21 protein-coding genes and 1 pseudogene are annotated in these 21,657 nt (G+C 38.6%); 5 read left to right on the top strand and 17 right to left on the bottom strand.

The features are described 5' to 3' along the window. Nucleotides 1-71 precede the first annotated feature (71 nt). Entirely contained in the window at nucleotides 72-710 is a 639-nt protein-coding gene (locus ACFX4R_RS22165; protein ID WP_377570388.1) for a HoxN/HupN/NixA family nickel/cobalt transporter, read from the top strand. 256 nt (nucleotides 711-966) lie between these two features. Here the strand turns inward: ACFX4R_RS22165 and ACFX4R_RS22170 are convergent, their stop codons facing one another. From ACFX4R_RS22170 to ACFX4R_RS22205, 8 genes are all read right to left on the bottom strand, one after another. Then, a complete protein-coding gene (locus ACFX4R_RS22170) occupies nucleotides 967-1,776 on the bottom strand; it encodes an urease accessory protein UreD (protein WP_377570390.1) in 810 nt (269 codons plus the stop codon). Continuing rightward, nucleotides 1,773-2,387, bottom strand: a complete 615-nt coding sequence (gene ureG / locus ACFX4R_RS22175; protein WP_045292669.1) for an urease accessory protein UreG — start codon at nucleotides 2,385-2,387, stop codon at nucleotides 1,773-1,775. The genes ACFX4R_RS22170 and ureG overlap by 4 nt, the downstream gene beginning before the upstream one ends. A gap of 38 nt (nucleotides 2,388-2,425) precedes the next feature. Next, nucleotides 2,426-3,112: an urease accessory protein UreF gene (locus ACFX4R_RS22180; RefSeq protein WP_043981525.1), complete on the bottom strand. Its 687-nt coding sequence runs from the start codon at nucleotides 3,110-3,112 to the stop codon at nucleotides 2,426-2,428. Then, on the bottom strand, nucleotides 3,105-3,551 hold the full coding sequence (gene ureE / locus ACFX4R_RS22185) for an urease accessory protein UreE (protein WP_377570393.1): 447 nt from the start codon (nucleotides 3,549-3,551) through the stop codon (nucleotides 3,105-3,107). The genes ACFX4R_RS22180 and ureE overlap by 8 nt, the downstream gene beginning before the upstream one ends. Nucleotides 3,552-3,561: 10 nt before the next feature. Next, nucleotides 3,562-5,271 carry an urease subunit alpha gene (gene ureC, locus ACFX4R_RS22190; RefSeq protein ID WP_377570396.1) on the bottom strand — a complete coding sequence of 570 codons (1,710 nt, stop codon included), beginning with the start codon at nucleotides 5,269-5,271 and terminating at the stop codon, nucleotides 3,562-3,564. Nucleotide 5,272: 1 nt separating this feature from the next. Further along, nucleotides 5,273-5,599, bottom strand: coding sequence for an urease subunit beta (locus ACFX4R_RS22195; RefSeq protein WP_013083758.1), 327 nt, complete (start codon nucleotides 5,597-5,599; stop codon nucleotides 5,273-5,275). 14 nt (nucleotides 5,600-5,613) lie between these two features. Then, nucleotides 5,614-5,916, bottom strand: a complete 303-nt coding sequence (locus ACFX4R_RS22200; protein WP_013057659.1) for an urease subunit gamma — start codon at nucleotides 5,914-5,916, stop codon at nucleotides 5,614-5,616. A 152-nt stretch (nucleotides 5,917-6,068) separates the two neighbouring features. Next, on the bottom strand, nucleotides 6,069-7,118 hold the full coding sequence (locus ACFX4R_RS22205; protein ID WP_043981522.1) for an anthranilate phosphoribosyltransferase: 1,050 nt from the start codon (nucleotides 7,116-7,118) through the stop codon (nucleotides 6,069-6,071). A gap of 194 nt (nucleotides 7,119-7,312) precedes the next feature. Between ACFX4R_RS22205 and ACFX4R_RS22210 the strand changes: the two genes are divergently transcribed. Further along, nucleotides 7,313-8,455, top strand: coding sequence for a C40 family peptidase (locus ACFX4R_RS22210; RefSeq protein ID WP_377570398.1), 1,143 nt, complete (start codon nucleotides 7,313-7,315; stop codon nucleotides 8,453-8,455). A gap of 80 nt (nucleotides 8,456-8,535) precedes the next feature. Here the strand turns inward: ACFX4R_RS22210 and ACFX4R_RS22215 are convergent, their stop codons facing one another. From ACFX4R_RS22215 to ACFX4R_RS22240, 6 genes are all read right to left on the bottom strand, one after another. Further along, nucleotides 8,536-9,531, bottom strand: a complete 996-nt coding sequence (locus tag ACFX4R_RS22215) for a 3D domain-containing protein (RefSeq protein WP_043981520.1) — start codon at nucleotides 9,529-9,531, stop codon at nucleotides 8,536-8,538. A 356-nt stretch (nucleotides 9,532-9,887) separates the two neighbouring features. Then, nucleotides 9,888-10,637, bottom strand: a complete 750-nt coding sequence (nfsA, locus tag ACFX4R_RS22220) for an oxygen-insensitive NADPH nitroreductase (RefSeq protein WP_043981519.1) — start codon at nucleotides 10,635-10,637, stop codon at nucleotides 9,888-9,890. 92 nt (nucleotides 10,638-10,729) lie between these two features. After that, nucleotides 10,730-11,863 carry an MGDG synthase family glycosyltransferase gene (locus ACFX4R_RS22225; RefSeq protein ID WP_043981518.1) on the bottom strand — a complete coding sequence of 378 codons (1,134 nt, stop codon included), beginning with the start codon at nucleotides 11,861-11,863 and terminating at the stop codon, nucleotides 10,730-10,732. After that, nucleotides 11,860-12,453, bottom strand: coding sequence for a DedA family protein (locus tag ACFX4R_RS22230; protein WP_013083764.1), 594 nt, complete (start codon nucleotides 12,451-12,453; stop codon nucleotides 11,860-11,862). Before ACFX4R_RS22230 ends, ACFX4R_RS22225 begins: the two co-directional genes overlap by 4 nt. Before the next feature lie 15 nt (nucleotides 12,454-12,468). Beyond that, a complete protein-coding gene (locus tag ACFX4R_RS22235) occupies nucleotides 12,469-13,179 on the bottom strand; it encodes a polysaccharide deacetylase family protein (RefSeq protein ID WP_214986858.1) in 711 nt (236 codons plus the stop codon). 289 nt (nucleotides 13,180-13,468) lie between these two features. Next, nucleotides 13,469-14,071: an alpha/beta hydrolase gene (locus tag ACFX4R_RS22240; protein WP_043981516.1), complete on the bottom strand. Its 603-nt coding sequence runs from the start codon at nucleotides 14,069-14,071 to the stop codon at nucleotides 13,469-13,471. Nucleotides 14,072-14,893: 822 nt separating this feature from the next. Between ACFX4R_RS22240 and ACFX4R_RS22245 the strand changes: the two genes are divergently transcribed. After that, nucleotides 14,894-16,684: a transglycosylase domain-containing protein gene (locus tag ACFX4R_RS22245; protein WP_043981515.1), complete on the top strand. Its 1,791-nt coding sequence runs from the start codon at nucleotides 14,894-14,896 to the stop codon at nucleotides 16,682-16,684. A 35-nt stretch (nucleotides 16,685-16,719) separates the two neighbouring features. On the opposite strand, the gene ACFX4R_RS22250 is transcribed toward ACFX4R_RS22245, so the two are convergent. Both ACFX4R_RS22250 and ACFX4R_RS22255 read right to left on the bottom strand, forming a co-directional pair. After that, a complete protein-coding gene (locus ACFX4R_RS22250; RefSeq protein WP_013083768.1) occupies nucleotides 16,720-18,051 on the bottom strand; it encodes a polysaccharide biosynthesis protein in 1,332 nt (443 codons plus the stop codon). 294 nt (nucleotides 18,052-18,345) lie between these two features. Next, nucleotides 18,346-19,263, bottom strand: a complete 918-nt coding sequence (locus ACFX4R_RS22255; protein ID WP_043981514.1) for a DMT family transporter — start codon at nucleotides 19,261-19,263, stop codon at nucleotides 18,346-18,348. A gap of 150 nt (nucleotides 19,264-19,413) precedes the next feature. Here ACFX4R_RS22255 and ACFX4R_RS22260 point away from each other — a divergent pair, with 150 nt between their 5' ends. Beyond that, a complete protein-coding gene (locus ACFX4R_RS22260; RefSeq protein WP_252123441.1) occupies nucleotides 19,414-20,790 on the top strand; it encodes an aminotransferase-like domain-containing protein in 1,377 nt (458 codons plus the stop codon). A 63-nt stretch (nucleotides 20,791-20,853) separates the two neighbouring features. On the opposite strand, the gene ACFX4R_RS22265 is transcribed toward ACFX4R_RS22260, so the two are convergent. Then, nucleotides 20,854-21,252, bottom strand: a complete 399-nt coding sequence (locus ACFX4R_RS22265; RefSeq protein ID WP_043981512.1) for a FixH family protein — start codon at nucleotides 21,250-21,252, stop codon at nucleotides 20,854-20,856. A gap of 150 nt (nucleotides 21,253-21,402) precedes the next feature. On the opposite strand from ACFX4R_RS22265, the pseudogene ACFX4R_RS22270 reads away from it, so the two are divergent. After that, a pseudogene (locus ACFX4R_RS22270) lies at nucleotides 21,403-21,657 on the top strand (hypothetical protein); the annotation flags it as partial.

A 21,657-nucleotide genomic window follows, 5' to 3' on the forward strand; every position in this document is an offset into this window, starting at 1 on the left:
ATTTTCTGTTTATTAAAACAAAATCGTACGATATACTAGTTTTATACGTACGAAAGGATGAGAAAGCTGACATGGAAACAAGTTTTTTTTCAATTTTAATACTAGGGTTTCTTTTAGGAATCAAGCATGCTCTAGAACCAGATCATATTATCGCTGTATCAACCATTGCTTCAAAAAGTAAAAAACTGTGGCGCTCTTCGCTTGCAGGAGTATACTGGGGGATTGGCCATACGCTTACGCTGTTTATTTTTGGTATGATTTTAATGGTGTTAAAAAGCAGTATTTCTGAACGTATGAGCATGTCACTTGAATTTTTAGTGGGAATTATGCTCGTTTACCTCGGTTTCACATCGTTTCTGTCTTACAAAAAACAAGTACATACGCATCACGAAAAAACGTCTTACTTAAAGTCATTGGGCATTGGCTTTGTTCATGGACTGGCGGGAAGCGCAGCGATGGTTGTATTAACGATGAGCACCGTTACTCACGTATGGCAAGGTGCTCTGTACATTATCATTTTTGGAATCGGCACTTGTCTTGGCATGCTGTTATTTACAACGGTTATTGGGATTCCATTCGTTACAACTAAAAAACAAGTGACGTTAAACCGCTGTTTGATGCAGGTAACAAGCGCTGTCAGCATTATATTTGGCCTTTACTATATGTATAATTTAGGTGTAAGCGACGGATTATTTAGCCTGTGGTTCTAAAAGCGAATGAGACATAACGAAAACAATTCAATCTAAAGATGAACAAGTAGGATAAATGATCAGGACTGCCTGTTCCACAGCTGTTGATTTCTGTGCAAGACGTCGCTTTGCCCTTTAATCAACGGCTAGAAGGAGCTACATACAGGAAACCTACGTTCACCCTACCAATAAAAAAATCCGAACGAATTTGATTCTCCATTAAGAATCCAGCTCGTTCGGATCTTCTTTCAACTAACATATTTTTGTCCCAGCCTCTTTAATACTTACGCAAAAGTGATACTTCAGCTTTTAGTAAATGCTGTCGGAACAATCCGTATACTTTAGCGATTATGTTTTCAACTTCTTGTGTACTAGCAGCTAATATTCGAATAGCACATCCGGGGATCGGAAGTGCGGAAGCTCCTACTTTACAGCCAGCCTCTTCGCACAGCTGATGTACTTTCGCTATAAATGCGTCGTCGGCATTTGGATGAACAATGATAATCGATCCAAAATGAGTATACCCTTCCATTTTCATCATGCCGCGTAAATGGCTTTCTGGCTTCAAGTATAAGTGATCGTATACCTTCAGCTGCTCGTTTACATACAGTTTAAGCTTGGAACGCATAGAGGTATATTGAAACAGCTGCCCATCCGGCGACCACCCCGGGGTGATGCTGTCACACATAAACAAAGCAGCGTTTTGTGCCATACGAACCGTTATTTCTTGGAAAAATGCAGCATTTTCATACAAAATAAGCGGGTCTGGTATATATTCCATGATGGCTTGTTCTTCAAGGGTTATACACGTTTCTTGTAAAACAGCTTCGTTCGGTGTTTTGTACACCTTTGTCGCAGATTGAGTAGTAGCCGTCAGCTGGGCATTTTTCTCTACCGTTATCATCGTTTTATATTTGTCTCCGCTTACGTATCCTCCACCTACGTGAAGCATATAAACAAAAGGGGATTCAGGAGTCATGTAAATAGGTCTGGCAACTTTAAAAGCACCGTAATGGTACGTATCTTTAATAATGGTTCGCTCGCTGTTTCTTTCTGCTCGAAGCTCTAAATAACCCGTGTAGCTCATGATTCAAGGCCGATTAAAAAGGCCTCTTTTTTAATCCACTCTATTACTTGGTCGAGCCCTTTATCTTCTTTTAAATTGGTGAAAACAAAAGGCTTGTGCCCTCTTGCTTGGATTGTATCTTTTTTCATTACTTCTAAACTCGCTCCTACATACGGGGCTAAATCTGTTTTGTTGATAATGAATAAATCAGATTTAATCATTCCTTGACCGCCTTTACGCGGGATTTTTTCCCCTTGTGCTACATCGATGATATAAATCGAAAAATCAACGAGCTCTGGGCTAAACGTTGCGGCTAAATTATCTCCTCCGCTTTCTACAAAAATAAGTTCAACATCGGGGTGACGTTCCACTAACTCATCGATCGCAGCAAAGTTCATAGATGCATCTTCTCGAATGGCCGTATGAGGGCAGCCTCCTGTTTCTACTCCTACGATACGATTTTCTGGCAAAATACTGTTTTTTACTAGAAATTGCGCGTCTTCTTTTGTATAAATATCGTTTGTAACAACCGCCATGCTTAGCTGTCCTTCTAGTGCACGCGTTAATCGTTCTACTAACATTGTTTTCCCTGCACCAACAGGTCCACCAATTCCAATTTTAATTGCATTCATTTTTACGCCTTCATTGTTAGAAGGCTTTCCCTCCTTTTTTATGACATGAACAATCGGACATGCAATTGTTCATGTTGCATTTGAGCGATTTCTAACCCTGGTGTCACCGCACCAAATTCCTCTTGATCCGCTTGTAAAATATGCTGAAGTGCATGCTGCAGCAGCGGCTGAAAAAGAACGAGCGTTTTTTGTCCATCCGTTTGACCGATCGGTATGCCACGAACAGCATTTTGAATTAACGAAGAAATGCTAGCGTACAAGTGACTTAAAATTGCGTCTTCTTTTGTGATATTTAACTGCAGGCTGGCTAACGCAAATACAACAGCAGGATGTCCATACGCCTTCTTTGCTTTTACCTCACTCATATACTTTTCTAAATAAGAGCCTTGAAATAATTCTAAGCAAAGTTTTAACATGCGCTGGCCCACGCGTCTTGTCCCTTCTCTTGTTTCTTTTGACAAAGCAAGAGCGTATAATTCATGATCCACTCTCATAATTTCGGTAAACTGGTCATGATTCGCATACTCATAAGCCAGTCTGCATGCTAAGCCGTCCGTATACGTCAGCTGAACATCAAGGTATGTACGAAGCGCTTCTTGAAAGGTTTCTGTGTTGTAAATTTGATCTCGCTGAATATACGTTTCAAAGCCAAACGAATGTGAAAATGCACCGGATGGAAAATTTGAATCACATAGTTGAATCAGCGAAAGCAATGAATTAGTCATGACTGTGTCCGATATGCTTAAAAGCTTGTTTTACTTTTCTTTTTTGGCGCTTATAGGGAATATCAAGCTGCTGAAGTAATTCTTCGACTAAATAATCGTACTGTACGAGCATGTCTCCACCTTCAAACTGTGCTGGCAAATGTCGGTTGCCAAGCTGATGAGCAATTTCTCCCATTTGCTGAATATTAATCGGCTGAATGGTTAAAATATCGTCTGCCACCACCTGAACAACAATCATATTGCTTTCATCCATAAACAGCACGTCGCCATCAGTGAGCTCGCGATTTTCTTTTAGACGAATTCCTAGTTCCTTACCGTGATCTGTTACAACGCGTTGAACGCGTTTTACTAAGTGATCACTTTCGATATATACCTTTTCTATATGCGGAGCCCGTTTTTCTAATGTTGCCATATTTCCGATAATTTTTTCGATTACCATTTCTTTCACCTCAAAATAAAAAGTATCGCTGCGCCATAGGCACAACTTCTGCTGCTTCACATGTAATCATTTGTCCATCTACTTTTACTTCGTACGTTTGGGGATCAACTTCAATTTTAGGCATTTCCCCGTTTAACTTCATATCTGTTTTTTTTAATTGACGAATATTTTTGACCGGTTTAAGCAGCTTTTGCAACCCCAGTTTCTCGCCCACTTTGTTCTCGTACGCTGCTTTTGACACAAACGTAAGAGATGTTTTAGCTCTTGCTTTTCCATAAGAAGCAAACATCGGACGGTATAAAACCGGCTGTGGAGTTGGAATTGAAGCATTAGGATCTCCCATTAAGCTGTGTGCAATCAAACCGCCTTTTACAATCAAGTCAGGCTTTATTCCAAAAAAAGCTGGCTCCCATAGGACTAAGTCAGCCATTTTCCCTGTTTCTATTGATCCTACATATTCGGAAATTCCATGAGCAATAGCTGGATTAATCGTATATTTAGCTACATAGCGTTTGACACGTGCGTTATCGCCAACTTCGCTGTCACCATCAAGTTTCCCTCGTTGCTTTTTCATTTTGTCAGCTGTTTGCCACGTTCTTGTAATTACTTCGCCTACACGTCCCATTGCTTGAGAATCTGAAGAAATCATACTGAATACACCTAAATCGTGTAAAATATCTTCAGCTGCAATCGTTTCTTTGCGAATGCGAGAATCAGCAAAAGCGATGTCTTCTGGTACAGAGGGATCAAGATGATGACATACCATGAGCATATCTAAATGTTCTTCAAGCGTGTTGACAGTATAGGGCCTTGTTGGATTAGTTGATGATGGAAGCACGTTTGGAAAGCTTGCCATTTCCATAATATCAGGTGCATGTCCGCCTCCAGCTCCTTCAGTATGATAGGTATGAATGACTCGATCGCCAATCGCTGCAATCGTATCTTCGACAAAGCCGCCTTCATTTAAAGTATCTGTATGAATCGCAATTTGAACATCGTACTCGTCTGCTACCTGTAAGTTTGTGTCAATGGCAGATGCTGTGGTTCCCCAGTCTTCATGAAGCTTTAGTCCAATCGCTCCAGCTTCAATTTGCTCAATTAAAGGCTCTTTGGCACTTGCATTCCCTTTTCCTAAAAAGCCAATATTCATTGGGAATGCTTCAGCAGCTTCAAGCATTCGTTCAATATGCCAAGCTCCGGGTGTACAAGTTGTCGCTTTTGTTCCTGTAGCCGGTCCCGTTCCTCCTCCAATCATTGTTGTCACGCCGGAGGCAAGAGCAGTTTCAATTTGCTGCGGACAAATGAAATGAATATGTGCATCAATACCGCCGGCGGTTACAATTTTCCCTTCTGCTGCAATCACTTCTGTACTCGCACCAATGATGATGTCTACTTCATCCATCAGCAGGGGATTGCCCGCTTTTCCGATAGTTTGAATGAGTCCATCTTTTATTCCAATATCTGCTTTATATATGCCTGTATAATCAAGAATAATTGCATTTGTCAACACTAAGTCCGCTGCTTCGTTTCGTGTTGCAAGAGGATGCTGCCCCATTCCGTCACGAATGACTTTTCCTCCGCCGAACTTTACTTCATCTCCGTACGTGGTGAAATCTTTTTCAATTTCAATAAATAGCTCTGTGTCTGCTAAACGAACAGCATCTCCAACGGTTGGTCCGAACATATCTGCATACTGACGTCGCGACATTTGAAAACTCATCTTATACATCTTCCTTTCTATCAGAAAGCGATCTGTTTGTTTTATTGTTAAGACCGTAGATTTCTCTTGTTCCGGAGAAAGCAACGAGATCCACTTCTTTTGCATCACCTGGTTCAAAACGAACGGCTGTGCCGGCCGGAATATTTAAATGATAGCCAAGCGAAGCTTCGCGGGGGAACTCGAGCGCAGCATTCACTTCAAAAAAATGAAAGTGTGACCCTACTTGAACAGGTCGATCGCCTCTGTTGATTACAGTCACGCTAATTGATTTTTTTCCGTTATTACATGTGATTGGATCTTTTTTTAAGAAATATTCCCCTGGAATCATATCTTTCCCTCCTCTTAACGAATTGGATCGTGCACAGTGACGAGCTTGGTTCCGTCTGGAAAGGTAGCTTCCACTTGAATATCATGAATCATTTCCGGAATACCTTCCATCACATCTTCTCGTTTTAAAATCTTGGTCCCTTCTCGCATTAGCTGCGCTACCGTCTTGCCATCACGAGCTCCTTCCATAATTTCATATGTAATAATAGCTACTGCTTCGGGATAGTTAAGTTTTAATCCTCTTGTTTGACGGCGTCTTGCTAAGTCTGCAGCTACGACAATCATTAATTTTTCTTGTTCTCTCGACGTAAGTTTCAATGAAAGCTTCCTTTCTGCTAATCTATTTTCTAATTAACATCAAATGTGATATTTTCTAACACAAATGCATAACTAATTATAGTAAATTTTCTGACAAAAAACAAAGGATTTATCTCTTCCGATAAAAAAAGATGAGCATGTTTGCTCACCTTTTACTCTTCTGAAATCGCTTGTGTTTTCCACTTCTGCAGGTGTTTCCAGCCCAAACCTTCAGCTAGCTGGCGTTTTGCATAGTCTACTCCTTTTTCAATAGAAGCTTCATAGCCAAATAGATAATAGCGCAAGCCAGCGTTTAATACTACTTGATTATAGACGTAAGTCAGTTCGGAAGAAGATTCACCCTCCAGAATGCGCGTCACATATTCCGCTTGTTTTTCAACACTTATTTTCTTTTCAAAGTGCTCTTCTTCCACGAACAGTCCGTATTCTTTTGGATTGACAATAAACGACTCCATCTCTCCTTCTGAGATCGTAAAAACAAAGCTGCTTCTATGTACAGGTACATCTTCTGATCCTTCTATCCCTTGTACCACGTATACGTGTTTGAAAGGCAGAGAAGCAAAAATAGGCACAATCTTATTAATGGCCGTACGGTGAAAAGCGCCCATCATTAAAGAAGAAGCATTCGATAAGTTTAGTAGTTTTTCAACCGTATTAATGAGTGTCCTTACACCAATTTCATGACGAACTTGTTTGATGCGGCTAAGAGGATAAGAGATTGTTTCGGCATTTACAAAGCCAATTTTTAACGTTTCAAACGCATGACCGATGTCTTCAATCGTTTGAGCTTGAGGGATCTGTAATGAATGAAGTACGTCTTCAATCGTTGTTCCAAACTTTGGAGGAAGCGCTTCTGTACAGTGTAAAAAAGCTGGCACACCTCTTTCAGCTAATAAAATTGATACAGGAATGGTCGCAAAAAATGAATTCCTCCCTGCATAAGGGCTTGCAAAATCAATTGATTTATCTTTTAACGGCTGAGACAGCGGTATTTCTTTTGTTTTTTCACGAAAAGCATGAACGAATCCCAATAGTTCATCTGCATTTTCAGTTTTAATACGTTCCGCGATAAAAAAAGCAGCGATCTGAGCATCCGTAGCTTGTCCAGAAGCGATTAAGCGAGCTGCTTCTGTTGCTTGTTCATACGTTAAGTCAGTTGATCCCCTTTTTCCGCGCGCTATTTCTTTGATAAATTGCTGCATATCGTACACTTCCTTTTTAACTGAATATTTGTACATTGTATCACATATTTTCTTTGTTCCTTAGATTATCTTCTATCAGGTACGCAAACTGCTAAAAAATATGAAATTAAAGGAAAAGTACTAGTTCTTTTATAACCTAATATAGTATAATCTATCTGCTATACTATTATTTGGATATTTGGGGGACTTTACAAATGAAAAAAGAGAAACTACTTGTACCATTTATAGCAGCATCCGTTTTAGTAGGAACATCGGTGACAACGTCTGTTTTTAGTCACTCTGCTTATGCTGCTTCTTCTGTCAGCGTTTATCAAAAAGACGTTAATTCGCTAGCAGATTATTACGCACCATTTTATAAAACCGTAGAAAAAAAGCTAAAAGAAATTGAAGGAATAAAAGATGACGAAAAAGCGTTAGCTGCATATGATCAGCTTGCAGATCAAATTGACCAGTTTCTAACAAAGACTGATAAAAATTACGCGATGAATCATCTTAATTCGGAAGCTGATCAGCTTCAAGGGTATTTATACGACAGCTTAATTGCTCTTTATAATTACATTGTGGATCTTGAAGACTATGCGTACGGAGATGTAAGTGACGCGGAATTTAATAAGATCTCTGCAAATTTCGAAAAAGAAATCAACGCATACAATACGCAATTTCAGCAAAAAGCGAAGAGCTATAAAACGAAGCGAAAAGTAACGTTTAACGCAAATATGAGTTATTTGCTTGATGAAGATATTCAACCTTCACCAACAGCTCCATCTACACCGGCTGATAGCAATGGCACCTACACGGTGAAAAAAGGAGACACGCTGACAGCAGTTGCTAAAAAGTACGGCATGACGGTAGCTGAATTAAAAAAATTAAACAATTTAAAAACAGATGCGTTAAAAGTTGGACAAGTGCTGAAAGTGAAAAGTGCAAGCGCACCTTCGCCGGCTCCAGCACCTCAAACTTCTGTTAGTGCAAAACAGCAGCAAATTGTATCGTATGCTAAAACGCTAATTGGAAAGCCATATAAATATGGGGGTACGACACCAAAAGGTTTTGATGTATCAGGGTACACACAGTATGTATATAAAAACGCGGGTTCAAATATTTCTATCCCCCGTACAGTAGCAGATCAGTATAAAAGCGGCACGGACGTAAAGCAAAACAGCCTCCAGGCTGGAGATTTAGTTTTCTTTAAAAACGGCAAATCCGTTTCAGTCGTAGGAATTTACCTAGACAAACAAGAATTCATTTACGTCAGCAGCAAAGGCGTTAAAACGCAATCACTTTCAACAGCGTACTGGAAAAACAGCTATGCGGGCGCAAAGCGTATTATAAAGTAAAAAGAGGTGCCATAAGGCACCTCTTTTGCTTTACTAGCTATGTATTTCTATACTAGACTAGCAATTTTATAAAGAACTTCTTAGTTCATAACCGTAATTTTAACAGATTTTCTTCCGAACTGTTGAGCATCACCTTCAGCAGGAACGAATACATCAATTCGATTGCCTTTAATTGCTCCACCTGTATCGGCAGCTACAGCTTCACCATAGCCTTCTACATAAACTTTCGAACCTAATGGAATAACACTAGGGTCAACAGCAATTACTTTTTGATTTGGATTTGCTTTTAAATCCACTCCTGTAGCAGTTGTACCGCTACATCCAGCACAATTAGCCGTATAGGCAGTTGCTTCAACTGTCATTGATTTGCCGCTGGCTTGTTGTGACGATTCAGCAGGTTGTTGTTGTTGTTGTTGAGCTTGAGCTTGCTGCTGCTCTTTTTGAGCCTGTTCAGCTTGAGCTTGCTGCTGTTCTTTTTGAGCCTGTTCAGCTTGAGCTTGCTGCTGCTCTTTTTGAGCCTGTTCAGCTTGAGCCTGCTGCTGCTCTTTTTGAGCTTGTTCAGCTTGAGCCTGCTGCTGCTCTTTTTGGGCTTGTTCAGCTTGAGCTTGCTGCTGTTCTTCTTGAGTTTGTTCAGCTGGCGCTTGAGCTTGCTGAGCTTCTGGAGCAGCTTGGGCTACTGAAGGACTTGATTGCTGAGCTTGGCCGTTTGGAGACTGAATTTTTAATTGTTCGCCAGGATAAATTAAATCTGACTTCAGTCCGTTCCATTCTTTAATTTGATCTACCGTCACGCCGTATTGCTGACTGATGGACCATAATGTGTTTCCTTGCTGAACTTTGTGCGTCATTTCTTTTATAGTAGCTACGTTTAATTCTTGATTTGGATAAATAATATTAGATGTTAAGTTATTTGCATCTTTTAGCTCGTCTACGCTCACGCTGTGCTTTTGAGCGACTTTCCATAACGTATCACCTTTTTCTACGTGATACGTTCCGCTTGTAGAAGCAGAAGCTGCACCTACAAATCCTGCTGAAAGGATTGCTGTTGTTCCTAGAGTAAATATAAATTTTTTCATTACGAATACCTCCTTATTTACTCAATGATTGAATGATATCATCCTCACATTTCACAGCCGTTACAGAGCCATGCTACTTTTATTACAAAACTTAACAAAACAGAACATTTAATCGTAATATTTCTGATAATTTGGCTATATGATGAAACGTTTCTACTTTTTACTGCTTTTTATTGTTGTTTTTACCAAAATAGTTAAATTTATCTACCATTGCTGGCTATGCCTCTTCTTTTTTATTGATCATTTAACGGGTATATTCAGTTTTTTTATAACAAAAAAAAGCGAACCGCTAATCAAAAATTTTGATTAGCGGTTCGCTTTTCAATTCGGCTAAAATACTTTTGTCCCAGCTTTTTTTATTTTTTGTTAAATCCTTGCTTTTCAACAAATTCTTTCATATACATACGCTTAGGATTGGAAAGCATGTCGGCCATTTGACCAGTCCATGTGTCTTGGCGTTTGCCATTTGTTCTTTCGTTGTAATAAGCAGAAATTTCTTCGTTATACGATGTTAATTCTTTTTTCGTCTGCTCATCGTTCGGCTCATAGGTTTCTTCATGATACACATGTTTAAATGGTAAGCGCGGCTTTTTATCCGTAATACCCGCTGGATGTCCAACCGTTAGACCAAATAACGGAATTACATGATGAGGCAGTTTTAACAATTTGCTTACTTCTTCTAATTCGTTACGCAAACCGCCGATGTAACAAGCTCCAAGTCCCATTGATTCAGCAGCAAGCGTTGCATTTTGCGCAGCAAGGGCAACGTCAATAATAGCTACCATAAACTGCTCTGTGCTTTCGAGCGCTGTCGATAAATCTTTTTTCTCCATTTCCGCAATGACATCATGACGATGAAAGTCAGCGCAAAATACAAAGAAGTGTCCATTTGTTTCTACGTAAGGCTGATTTCCTGCTAATTGAGCAAGCTTTCGCTTCGTTTCTTTATCTTTTACTCCAATAATGGAATACGCTTGAATATAGCTTGATGTGGAAGCTGCCTGTGCGCTTTCTACAATCGTCTGAATTTGCTCTTCTGACAATGGTTTGTCTTCATATTTGCGAATAGAACGATGATTTAAAATCGTTTCAATAACTGAGTTCATATTATAATCTCCTTTTACTTCATCTAACCTTCTACAGTTGTTATCTCTACAGTTAGTTTATCGAATGTAAAAAGAAATAACCAATGTTCTGCTTAAAATTGATTTTGACTTGTCTCATATCGATATAGCTTAAAGTGATCTGCAAGCACGCGATCTACTTTTACTTCTAAGCTGTCTACATATTCGTCCATCCGTTTTATCAACCGGTTTCGTTTCACATCATTTTCTAAAATGTTCTTAAGCTGCTGTTCAAAGGCTTCAGCCTCATTAAGCGGTATCAGCAGCTCTTTTCCTTTTAGATATTCAATGTTAATTTGTTCTTGACCGGGAAGAGATGAGTGAATAAAAATAGGTAGTCTTTTGTGAAGGGCTTCGCTAATTGTCACTCCCCCCGCTTTTGTGACAATGGCATCTGCTCCCTCATATAAATCATTCATTTTCTCTCTCGATTTTACATACGAGACCGCTTTAATTCTCGGGTGGTTTAATTTTATTAGTTCTTGATACAACTTTTTGTTTTTTCCGCACAGCACATAATACATATACGTACAGTTTTGCGGAAGCTGCTGAAGCATTTTGCGTACATTTCCAAGGCCGGAATTCCCTCCGGCAATCAGTATATGTTTCTGTGGCATAAGATGGTCAATCCTTCTTTTTAAAAACGCTTTATGAACAGGAATTCCCGTTACATAAATAGAAGACTCTTTTACACCGTGAACGTTTTGTAAAAACGCTTTTGTATCCTGATCAGGCACGCAGTGAAGCTCAATTCCATTTTTACCCCATACGTCGCTTACTAAGAAGTCTGTGTATACGTTTATAATAGGAAGATCAATGATTCCTTTTTCTTTTAACCCGCTTAATACACAGGAAGGAAAGCTGTGTGTACAAACAATGACATCCGGCTGCTCTGCATCAATTAATTTCTTCATATGGTATTCGATAATCGGCCACTTTTTCACAACAAAATCGTCCATCGTATGGTCGTTTTTTTTGTATACATGACCGTAATAAAATTTTTCGAACTGCTTTGGGAAAACAGAAATCCATTTCATGTATATCGATGAAATCATTTGTTCAAGCGGTTTGCTCCAATAGCTTAAACAATCAATTTTTTGACAAATAACGTGCGAAAAACGCTCCATAATGGCATCCATAACGGCGTCTGCTACTTGGTGATGACCAGATGGCATCTGAAAAAGCGGTAAGAATAAAACCTTCCTCATTGACCATCCCTCCTCTCAAGACGTTTTCGGTTTCTTGTTCTTTTTATAAGTAAATAAATGACAAAAAAAGCTACAGCGCCCATGATAATATACGAAATATGAATTCGATCTCCTACGTAGTAACCTAGAATCAGAAAAGAAAGGACCCATACTAGACTTCCTACTACCGATAACAATAAATAAAGCAAAAACGGATAGCGACTTATTCCCGCCATATATGGGCTAATTTGACGCAAGCCTGGAATATATAAACCAAATAAAATGGTCCATATCCCATATTTATGGTAGCTGCCGCTTGCCGCTTCAATTTTCTCTTTGGTTAACCCTACGTATTTTCCGTATTTATCAAAAAATGGGGTTCCCGCATACCTTCCTAGCCCGTAAGCAGTAAGCATTCCAGTAATAACACCTAAAAAAGCAAAAAGAGATGATTCGTATAAGTTCAGCTGATGCTTGGCAATAAACATGCCTAATAATATTAAAAATGATTCTTCAGGCGCTGGAATTCCAACAATCCCACAAAAAAGTACAAGTAAAATAACAATATAACCATAGGAATGTATATACTGAGAAATAATTGTTAAGTCCACTGCTCGCTCCTCTATTTACGATTGATTCATCAATTGCTGCATGGTTATACTTTCATACCCTTGCTGTTTTAAGTAAGGTAAAAATTCTTCTAACGCCGCAATCGTCATTTCAGGTGCTTTTTCATCTGCTCCCGGGGTATCTCCATTATCGTGTAACACAAAAATGGCTCCATCTTCTACTTTACGCATTAGTTTTTGAACTAATGCCGTTTTCGTTGTTTTTAGTGTCCAATCCTGAAAGATTCCTGTCCAGATCACAAGGTGATATGGCTTGGCCATTGATAAACTGCTCATATTTAAATGTCCCCACGGCGGACGATAAAAAAGCGGCTTTTGATTGGTTACTTTCTCTATAACCTGTGCACATTGATGAATTTGTCTTTTTAATTGCCAAGGTGTTTGCGTCCATGCACTCACATGACGATGATGATGTATAGCTACTTCATGTCCTTCATCGATCATTCTGTTTAAAATAGACGGATGTTTCTCCCCTAGTTCTCCCACAATAAAAAAAGTAGCTTTCATTTCATGCAGTTTGAACAAGTCCAAAATTTTTGGTGTATAAACAGGATGAGGACCGTCGTCAAATGTTATAGCTATTTTATGCTTTTTTTTCCCTTTTATTATGACTGATGAATGATAGCGACGATAAAGGGTTTGCGAAATAATGGTATATACACATATAACCATTAGAACGAAAAGTAAAACAATAAAAAAACGAGTCATATGCTTTTAACCATCCTTTTGAATTTAAATCCTGCATTTATTATAACGGTTTACTCAGACTTTGGTTTCATTTTTTTGTGATAGAAGCCAGGAATTTTAAAATAATTTGATACTTTACCTAAAAATAGCTGTTCTGCAAGGATATACCGGAAATAAAATGATATCATAAAATTTCCCTTCATTCAGTAAAAAAAGTACTTTTTACCAGTTATATCTATCTTTTGTACGATAACTGTCATTACTTTTTAAAAATAAAAAACTTCCCGCACGAGTGCGGAAAGTTTTTAAATTAAAATTTTGCTCGATACCATTTTTCAGCTGCTTCAATTTCTGTTCGTGTTAACTGATGGCCAAATGATTCCCAATGCACCTGTACGTCCGCTCCAGCTTTTTCTAAAAGCGCAGAAAGTTCTTCCGTTTCTGATGCTGGGCAAATAGGGTCGTTTGTGCCTGCCCCAATAAAGATAGAAGCGTCGGTCTTAGGCACTTCAATTCCTCTTCTTGGAACCATCGGATGAAGAAGAGCCGCCCCTTTTAAAGAATTCTCATAATGAAATAGCAAACTTCCTGCAATATTGGCACCATTTGAGTAGCCTACAGCTACGATGTTGTGTCGATCGAATGAGTATGTTTCAGCCGCTTCATCTAAAAATTGATGAAGTTCTTTTGTGCGTTCAATTAAATCTTCTATATCAAATATTCCTTCTTGTAAACGTCTAAAGAAACGGGGCATTCCGTTTTCTAGTACATTTCCTCTTACAGATAATATGGAGCAAGAGGAATCAATCATATCCGCAACAGGGAGCAGATCTTGTTCTGTACCTCCTGTACCATGCAACAGCAATAAAGTCGGTTTCGTCTCGTCCGTTCCTTTTTTAAAAATATGTTTCACGTATATCCACTCCTTTTAAATATCTCGAATTAAAGATAATTTTATTATAAGAACTTTCGAAGCATTTGTAAAGGAACTACTGTCAAAGAAATACCTGTATGTTTTGCTGGCAGTATCACATAATACTGAATAACTTCATATGGCCATTGCTCATATGCAGCTAGGTATTTAATTCGTTTGACTTACAGGGTGGAAAGAAATATTCCACTTTTAGCTAAGTGCTCCCGTCAAAAGGTGGATAATGATTAAAACTCACCCGTCTTCCGTCATATAAAAAGTGCCCTAGTCTGATAAATTAGTTAATTTTTTCTTTATTTCGTTACTTTCAACAGATATCAGCATTTATACCCGAACGTACTGAATCTTATTTCGTATACGTGTTATAACAACTTTTTTCTATGAGAAACAGAACGTAAAATACCAGCTTGTTTTTTCATAAAGGGGAACAAAGCCCCGAATGGTGCTTTATACGACTTTATTTGACAAACACAAATTTATGGGTAAACTAAGTTCAGATGATTGTATTTCACTTCGTTTCAGTTTGATAAAAAAACGAAGCATCTGCGAGTAAGCAAAAAATAACTGCGTAAAGAGCTATTTATGTCAATCATCTTATACCCTAAAAACTTACCTGCACTTGAATAATAGCCTTTATTAAACTTAGCACGTCAGCTTGTGAACGTTAATACTTTATCACCCATCTCTCTGTTAAAAGATTGAATGGGCCAACAAACTTCAGCATTCTTTACATAACGACCTTGTAAAGACGAAGAATGTAGCTATGTGTGAACATGGAATTATTACTTAGTGGAGTGAACCAACATGAGGAAATTTATTTTAGCCTTTTTAGTCGTTGTTTTAATTGTAATGCTGGGAGTTACCTATGTATTAAAGCAATTTCAGCAAACGGCTGATTTATCTTACTCGAAACTGCAGTCGGTTCAAAGTACGGTAGTCTATGACAAAAATGACCGTAAGATTGACGAATTGTATAAAACCGTTCCCCGTCAAAATGTTTCGAGCAATGAAATTCCCGATTATGTAAAAATGGCGTTTGTTGCAACGGAAGACCGTCGCTTTTACAAGCATTTTGGGATTGATTTACAAGGTATTGGCCGCGCCCTTTTTAAGAACATTGTAACAATGAGTAAAGCTGAAGGCGCAAGTACCATTACACAGCAGTTAGCAAGAAACCTTTACTTATCTAGTGATAAGACCATTAAACGTAAAGTAGATGAAATGTTTCTATCACTAGGCTTAGAAAGACAATTTACAAAAGATCAAATTTTGGAATTATATTTAAATCAAATTTATTTCGGAAGCGGTGTATATGGTATTGGTGCAGCTTCTCAGCTTTATTTTAATAAGCCTGTATCAGATTTAACCGTAGGCGAAGCTGCGCTTTTAGCGGGACTGCCAAAAGCGCCGAGTACGTATTCACCAAGCAATAGTACAGAAAAAGCTACAGCCCGACGAAACGTTGTATTGAAACTGATGCATGACCAAAACGTTATTAGCGATACTCAGTATCAGCAAGCGTTAAACGAACGTGTAGTCAAGCCTAGTGTTCCTGTTAAAAAACCGAACTCCAATCAAGCATTTATTGATTATGTAATTAAAGAAGCTGCTCAACAGTATGGCGTATCTGCTGATGACCTTTATAAGGGTGGTTATGCCATTTATACAGATTTAGATCCTAATTTACAGGAATCGATTAATAACTCTGTAGCAAATCATACGTTCCGAGATGATGGCATCAACAGCAAAGTAGAGGTTGGGATTTCAGCTGTTAACCCTAAAACAGGTGGAATCTCAGCGATGTATGGAGGACGCAGCTATGAGCGAAACGGCTTAAACCGTGCTACAAGCGGATATCAGCTTGGTTCAGCTATTAAGCCGTTAGCCGTATACGGTCCAGCCTTAGAAACTGGAGATTATACGCCAACTTCACTCTTAAGTGACGAACGACAAGACTTTGGCGGTGGATATAGCCCTAAAAACGCAGAAGGTGAATATCAAAAGCATGTGACAATGCGTGAAGCACTTACCCGTTCACTTAACGTTCCAGCTGTTTGGCTTTTAAAACAAATTGGTATTGATACAAGCGCAAAATTCATGGAAAAAGCTGGACTTCCGCTTGAAGATGACGATAAGTCAAAATTAGGGCTTGCTCTTGGAGGAACGACCACAACGTTCTCTCCCCTTCAGTTAGCACAAGGATATACTACTTTTGCTAACAAAGGCGTCATGACTAAGCCGTACGCAATTCGAAAAATTGAGATGCGCGACGGTGAAGTGAAAAAGCCAGACATTCAAACAGAGCAAGTAATGAGTGAAGAAAATGCAGATACAATGACATCCATGTTGCAAGATGTGATTGAAAAAAGCTATGGAACAGGTGTTAACGCTCGTTCTTCACGAGATGCTGCAGGTAAAACCGGTACAACCAACGATGTCAAAGATGCTTGGTTTGTCGGGTATACCGATGATGCAGTCGTTTCTATCCACGCTGGCTTTGATAATGCTAATTCTACGCAAACAACGAAATACTTATCAGGCGGCGGCGGACAAGACCCTGCTACACTGTTTAGCTCTATTATGAATAACTGGTAACCAAAAAACCTCCAACTTCACTGTTGGAGGTTTTTTTAAGATAAATGCGTTTTATGTTTAAGTGAAAAAAAGGAAACGTTAATGACTTTGCAAATCGTTACATAATGCAGAACGGTCAGGACAACCACGCCACAGTTCATCCCGATAATAATTCCCTGCATGCCAATATTTGTTTGTGATCCTAAGAAAAACATCAGGGAAAAAGATACAATATGAGACCAAATCGTATGATAAAAAGCATCTTTTACATAGCCAAGGCCAATTAAATAAGCTTGAAGCGGGACGGCAAAGAAGTGAAAAAGAAAATACGGCCATAAAGCCTTTAGGTAGTACACGGCTTCTGTAGAATGAAAAAACAAGTTAGTAAGCGGCTCAGCAAAGAAATACATCGCCACTATAGACGGAATCCCATATAAAAATGTCATTTGCATACTTTGAGTCAAAAGTCTTTGAAGCTGTTCTTCCTGATTTTTCGCATGAGCTTCAGATACAGCAGGTATTAGTGCTACTAAAAGAGAATGAGCAAAGAAAGCCGGAAAAAAGCCAATCGACATCGCTACCCCTGTTAGCATACCAAAATGCTGCGTTGCCCCGGTTAAAGTCATGCCCGATAAAACGAGCGCGTGTTTGATTAAAAACGGCTGAATAGCATTACATACCGCATTAAATAAACGCAGTCCCGTGGTCGGAAGTGAGACACCTAACAGCTTTTTCCGAATCTCACTTGGAGAAAGCAGAGGTCTGTGCCCTCTTGATAAAACACTTAACTGGGTAACATACGTGATAAAAAAATAAAGCAAAATAACAGCTTCGGTCCCAATTAGCGTACAAATCGCAATAAACAGCGACATTTTAACATCTGTGAAAGCAAACATTTGAAAAACAATAAATAAAATCGTTAGCTGAAAGGCTTTGCGGATAAAATTAGACACAGCGATAGTCGTCATGTTATTTTTACCCGTAAAATATCCACGAAGCACCGCTGAAAACGAAACAACCGGAATGAAACATAGTACAACCCATTTTAAATAAGGATGATAGTGACTAAAAAATGGAAAGGCTGCTAATACGGCCAGTGTAATAAAAAAGATTCCCAAGCTCACAGCAGTCGCAAAAATGGTGGCATGCTTCATCATATGCTGATGTTCTTTGCGATGATGTTCAGCCAAAAATTTAGAAATAGAAATAGGCAGTTCTAAGTTGGCTACGGTAGCAATAAGAAAAATGATAGGAAGAACCGTCATGTACATACCCATGCCTTCTCTTCCTAATTCTCTAGCAAGTACCATATTTACAAGAAATTCAATTAACTCTCCTGCAAAGGCAGCACCTGCTAGAATAAACGTTCCTTTCAAAAAAGTGTTCATCTCGTTATCTCCTCTATCTCCCGTCCTTTTTCATCACTACCTCTTCTCTCTATGTATATGACAAGCCCAATACGAATTATTTGTCTAATTGTATTTTTTCGGTGTACAAGTTCTTGTATAATGTTCAACCTATGTGAAAAAAAACCGTTATATACCTTTTTCATATAGGAAATTCATTCATTTCTTATACTTTGACTCTTGAGACTTACATAGGAAAACAGGAGACTGAATGAACCTGGCGATTGCTAACGGGAATAGAGCATGTGGTTTTAATATAACAAATTCACATATCAGTTAAGCTTCTTTATTCACTATTTTCTGTGGATGCACTTCTTTTTTTGACACCGAAGCGTTTTTGCCTAGTACAACCGAAAAGACAACAATTATTGCTGTAGCAAGAGTAAAAAGTGTAATTGTTTCACCTAGAAATAGAGCTGCAAACAAAATCATTAAAAATGGCTGTAAATATTGAACCTGGCTAACTCTGGCTATTCCACCCATAGCCATCCCGCTGTACCAAGCAACGTATGCTAAAAATTGACTCACTACTGAGAGATAAATCAAACTAACCCACGCTTGTAAAGGCGCATGGAGCATTTCAGCTGTAATGCTTAGTCCTACTGGAACCATAAAAAATGGTGCACCGATGATAATGGCCCAAGCAATTACTTGCCAGCTGCCTAATCCTCTTGCTAACACCCCTCCTTCTGCATAGCTCAGTCCAAGTATCAGCACCGCTGCTAGTAAAGCTGCATCAGCAAACTGCAGTTGACCGAATCCAAGGTGAAGAGCATACACGATAACAGCTGCCGAACCGATTATACTTGAGACCCAGAATTTTAAAGAAGGGCGTTCACCCCCTCTAAACATCGCAAAACCGGCTGTGGCTAATGGTAAAAGAGCGAGTTCAACCGCTCCGTGAGAAACAGGCAATGATTTCATTGCCCAGGAAGTGAGCAGAGGAAACCCTAAAACTGCGCCTAAAGCGACGATCAGCAGACTTTTAAATTGGCGGAGAGAAGGGAATTTTTCTTTTCGTACAATCAATATCACAGCTACTAAAACAGCAGCTATAGCTGTTCTTCCTAAACCGGCGACTGTCGTTCCGAAATACTTGACTGCAATGCTTGTAGAAGGAAGGGTTAAGCTAAAACAGATAACGCCTATTAACCCCAACAATAAGCCCATTTTCTCTCTACTTTCTTTTTGCATCTTACCCTACCCCTGTCTTTTTATTTTTCAGAACTATACCATTTTTCTAAAAAAAGTTCTGATATAATTAAAAGGATAGCGCAGGACAACTAGTAAAATAAATCATTCTTTTACCTATCTGTACGGGTACAAATTAAAGGAGTATGACCTATGAGTTTGAAATATCTGAAAATCATGGAAGAAATTAAGCTTGGCCTATCAAATGGATCGCTTATTGCAGGTGGTAAACTCCCTTCTGTTCGCCGACTCTCTCAACATTTTTCGTGCAGCAAGAATACCGTTATCAAAGCGTACAGTGAACTAGAAAAAGAGCATTTAATTTATTCTGTTCCTAAAAGCGGCTACTACGTTGTGGCAGAATTTCAACATAGGACGAATGAAAATGAAGTGATTGATTTCTTGTCTGCTGGTCCAGATAAAAACGTTATGCCTTATCTTGAATTTCAGCATTGTATAAACCAAGCGATTGAACACTACAAAGAAGAGCTTTTTACATACTCTGATCAACAAGGCTCTTACTCATTGCGGGTACAGTTAGTGAAACACTTGCAGAACCTACAGGTGTTCACTCAAGCTGAAAGGTTAGTTATTGTATCCGGGTCTCAGCAAGCTCTTCATTTACTAGTTTCTATGCCCTTTCCAAATGGAAAAAATAATATCCTAATTGAACAGCCCACTTATTTCGGTTTTATCGAGTCTCTTACGCTGCACCAAGCTACTACTTTTGGGATCGAGCTATCGATGAAAGGTATTGATCTTGATCGTTTGGAGTACATTTTTCGAAATAATGATATAAAATTTTTCTACATTATTCCAAGATTTCACAACCCTCTTGGGCATTGTTATACAAATTTCGAGAAGAAAAAAATCGTGGAGCTAGCCGAAAAATACGATGTATATATAGTGGAAGATGACTTTTTGGGCGATCTTGATCCCGATGCAAAATCAGATCCTTTATTTTCTTTTAATCCTTGTGGACGAGTTATTTACATTAAAAGCTTTTCGAAAATCTTTCTTCCTGGGTTACGTATTGCTGCTGTCGTGCTTCCTTCGTTAATGAATAGCGACTTTTTACGATATAAATTCAGTTCAGATTTTAATAGTTCAGCGCTTTCCCAAGGTGCTCTTGAAATTTATTTAAAAAGCGGCATGTTTACAAGTCATCTTAAAAAGATAAAAGAGGTATACCATACCAAAATGCAAACTCTTGTAGAAGCATGTGATTTACTGCTACCCCCTCATACACATTTTTCTAAACCAACTTCAGGATTCTATTTATCCATTAGTTTGCCTGAGCATGTGACAGCAAAGCAGATCGTTCACATGCTAAACGAGCAGCACATATATGTTGATGATGCTTCTAGATTTTTTTTACCAGAATACAAACGAGACACTCTTCTCCGATTAAGCATCTCACAAGTAAATACGAATACGATCAAACGAGGAATTGAACAGCTGGCTCAGTGCATTACTTTAATTGATGATAGAAAACATCATCCTATTCCAAATAACCTTTTCCCCTTGTAGAATGGGAATTCAATGGACATACTAAACGAAAAGAAGCCAAGGAATTAGCATCCTTGACTTTTTTTATTTAACCGTAACGGTTATCAGAGGCATGTTATGCGTCCCTTTTGCAGAAACATGTGATTGCACGGTATATGTACCAGGCTCAGAGAAAGATGTTTGTATTTCATATACACCTTCTCCTATTTGTTTAGGCTTTAACATCTTCCCTTTCCCTTCGCCATCTTTTTTCTCTATTTCAAATTCAATCATTTCAACATCATCATTTTTTACTTTTTCGTCTCCATACGTAACTTCGACTTTGTAGATACCGCTTTCATTTTTCCGTAACGCCTCTGGGCCTTGAAGATTTACGTCCAACGGTTTTGGCTGCTCAGCATTTGTGCTTTGAGCAGGTTCCTGACCACAGGCCGTTAAAAGTAAACAAAGACTGATTATAAATATACTTATTCTTTTTTTCATGTATTCATCTCCTTTTTAAACCCTTTGTTTAACTATAACGCGTATTGCAAAGAAAAAAATGAATTTTTCTAAAAAAGAAGGATTTTTAAAGAATTTTTAAGAAAAAAAGTTCATACTGATACTAACTAGTTTTTTCCAAGGAGGAAGAAAATGAATTCAGCTAAATCTCCAGCTAAAAAATCATGGCTACAGACATTAATCAAAAATAAAAATGAGCGCAAAAAAGTGATCTTTATCTTTACTATCTCTTTTTTACTAGTTGTAGCAGGGCTTATTTACATCCCTATTTATAAACATTCCCTTCCAATCGATTCTAAAATATATGAACGGAATTTTAAAGAGCTTGGTTCAATCGCACGAATTGGTTTTTTTGCAGCTTTAGCCATTTATCCAATTTTTTTATTA

This window comes from Priestia sp. YIM B13490, from assembly GCF_042787735.1.
GTDB lineage: Bacteria > Bacillota > Bacilli > Bacillales > Bacillaceae_H > Priestia > Priestia megaterium.

Coding starts and splice junctions, on each gene's coding strand:
- ACFX4R_RS22165 (WP_377570388.1), top strand. CDS start 72: ATGGAAACAAGTTTTTTTTCAATTTTAATACTAGGGTTTCTTTTAGGA.
- ACFX4R_RS22170 (WP_377570390.1), bottom strand. CDS start 1,776: ATGAGCTACACGGGTTATTTAGAGCTTCGAGCAGAAAGAAACAGCGAG.
- ureG (WP_045292669.1), bottom strand. CDS start 2,387: ATGAATGCAATTAAAATTGGAATTGGTGGACCTGTTGGTGCAGGGAAA.
- ACFX4R_RS22180 (WP_043981525.1), bottom strand. CDS start 3,112: ATGACTAATTCATTGCTTTCGCTGATTCAACTATGTGATTCAAATTTT.
- ureE (WP_377570393.1), bottom strand. CDS start 3,551: ATGGTAATCGAAAAAATTATCGGAAATATGGCAACATTAGAAAAACGG.
- ureC (WP_377570396.1), bottom strand. CDS start 5,271: ATGAGTTTTCAAATGTCGCGACGTCAGTATGCAGATATGTTCGGACCA.
- ACFX4R_RS22195 (WP_013083758.1), bottom strand. CDS start 5,599: ATGATTCCAGGGGAATATTTCTTAAAAAAAGATCCAATCACATGTAAT.
- ACFX4R_RS22205 (WP_043981522.1), bottom strand. CDS start 7,118: ATGCAGCAATTTATCAAAGAAATAGCGCGCGGAAAAAGGGGATCAACT.
- ACFX4R_RS22210 (WP_377570398.1), top strand. CDS start 7,313: ATGAAAAAAGAGAAACTACTTGTACCATTTATAGCAGCATCCGTTTTA.
- ACFX4R_RS22215 (WP_043981520.1), bottom strand. CDS start 9,531: ATGAAAAAATTTATATTTACTCTAGGAACAACAGCAATCCTTTCAGCA.
- nfsA (WP_043981519.1), bottom strand. CDS start 10,637: ATGAACTCAGTTATTGAAACGATTTTAAATCATCGTTCTATTCGCAAA.
- ACFX4R_RS22225 (WP_043981518.1), bottom strand. CDS start 11,863: ATGAGGAAGGTTTTATTCTTACCGCTTTTTCAGATGCCATCTGGTCAT.
- ACFX4R_RS22235 (WP_214986858.1), bottom strand. CDS start 13,179: ATGACTCGTTTTTTTATTGTTTTACTTTTCGTTCTAATGGTTATATGT.
- ACFX4R_RS22245 (WP_043981515.1), top strand. CDS start 14,894: ATGAGGAAATTTATTTTAGCCTTTTTAGTCGTTGTTTTAATTGTAATG.
- ACFX4R_RS22250 (WP_013083768.1), bottom strand. CDS start 18,051: ATGAACACTTTTTTGAAAGGAACGTTTATTCTAGCAGGTGCTGCCTTT.
- ACFX4R_RS22255 (WP_043981514.1), bottom strand. CDS start 19,263: ATGCAAAAAGAAAGTAGAGAGAAAATGGGCTTATTGTTGGGGTTAATA.
- ACFX4R_RS22260 (WP_252123441.1), top strand. CDS start 19,414: ATGAGTTTGAAATATCTGAAAATCATGGAAGAAATTAAGCTTGGCCTA.
- ACFX4R_RS22265 (WP_043981512.1), bottom strand. CDS start 21,252: ATGAAAAAAAGAATAAGTATATTTATAATCAGTCTTTGTTTACTTTTA.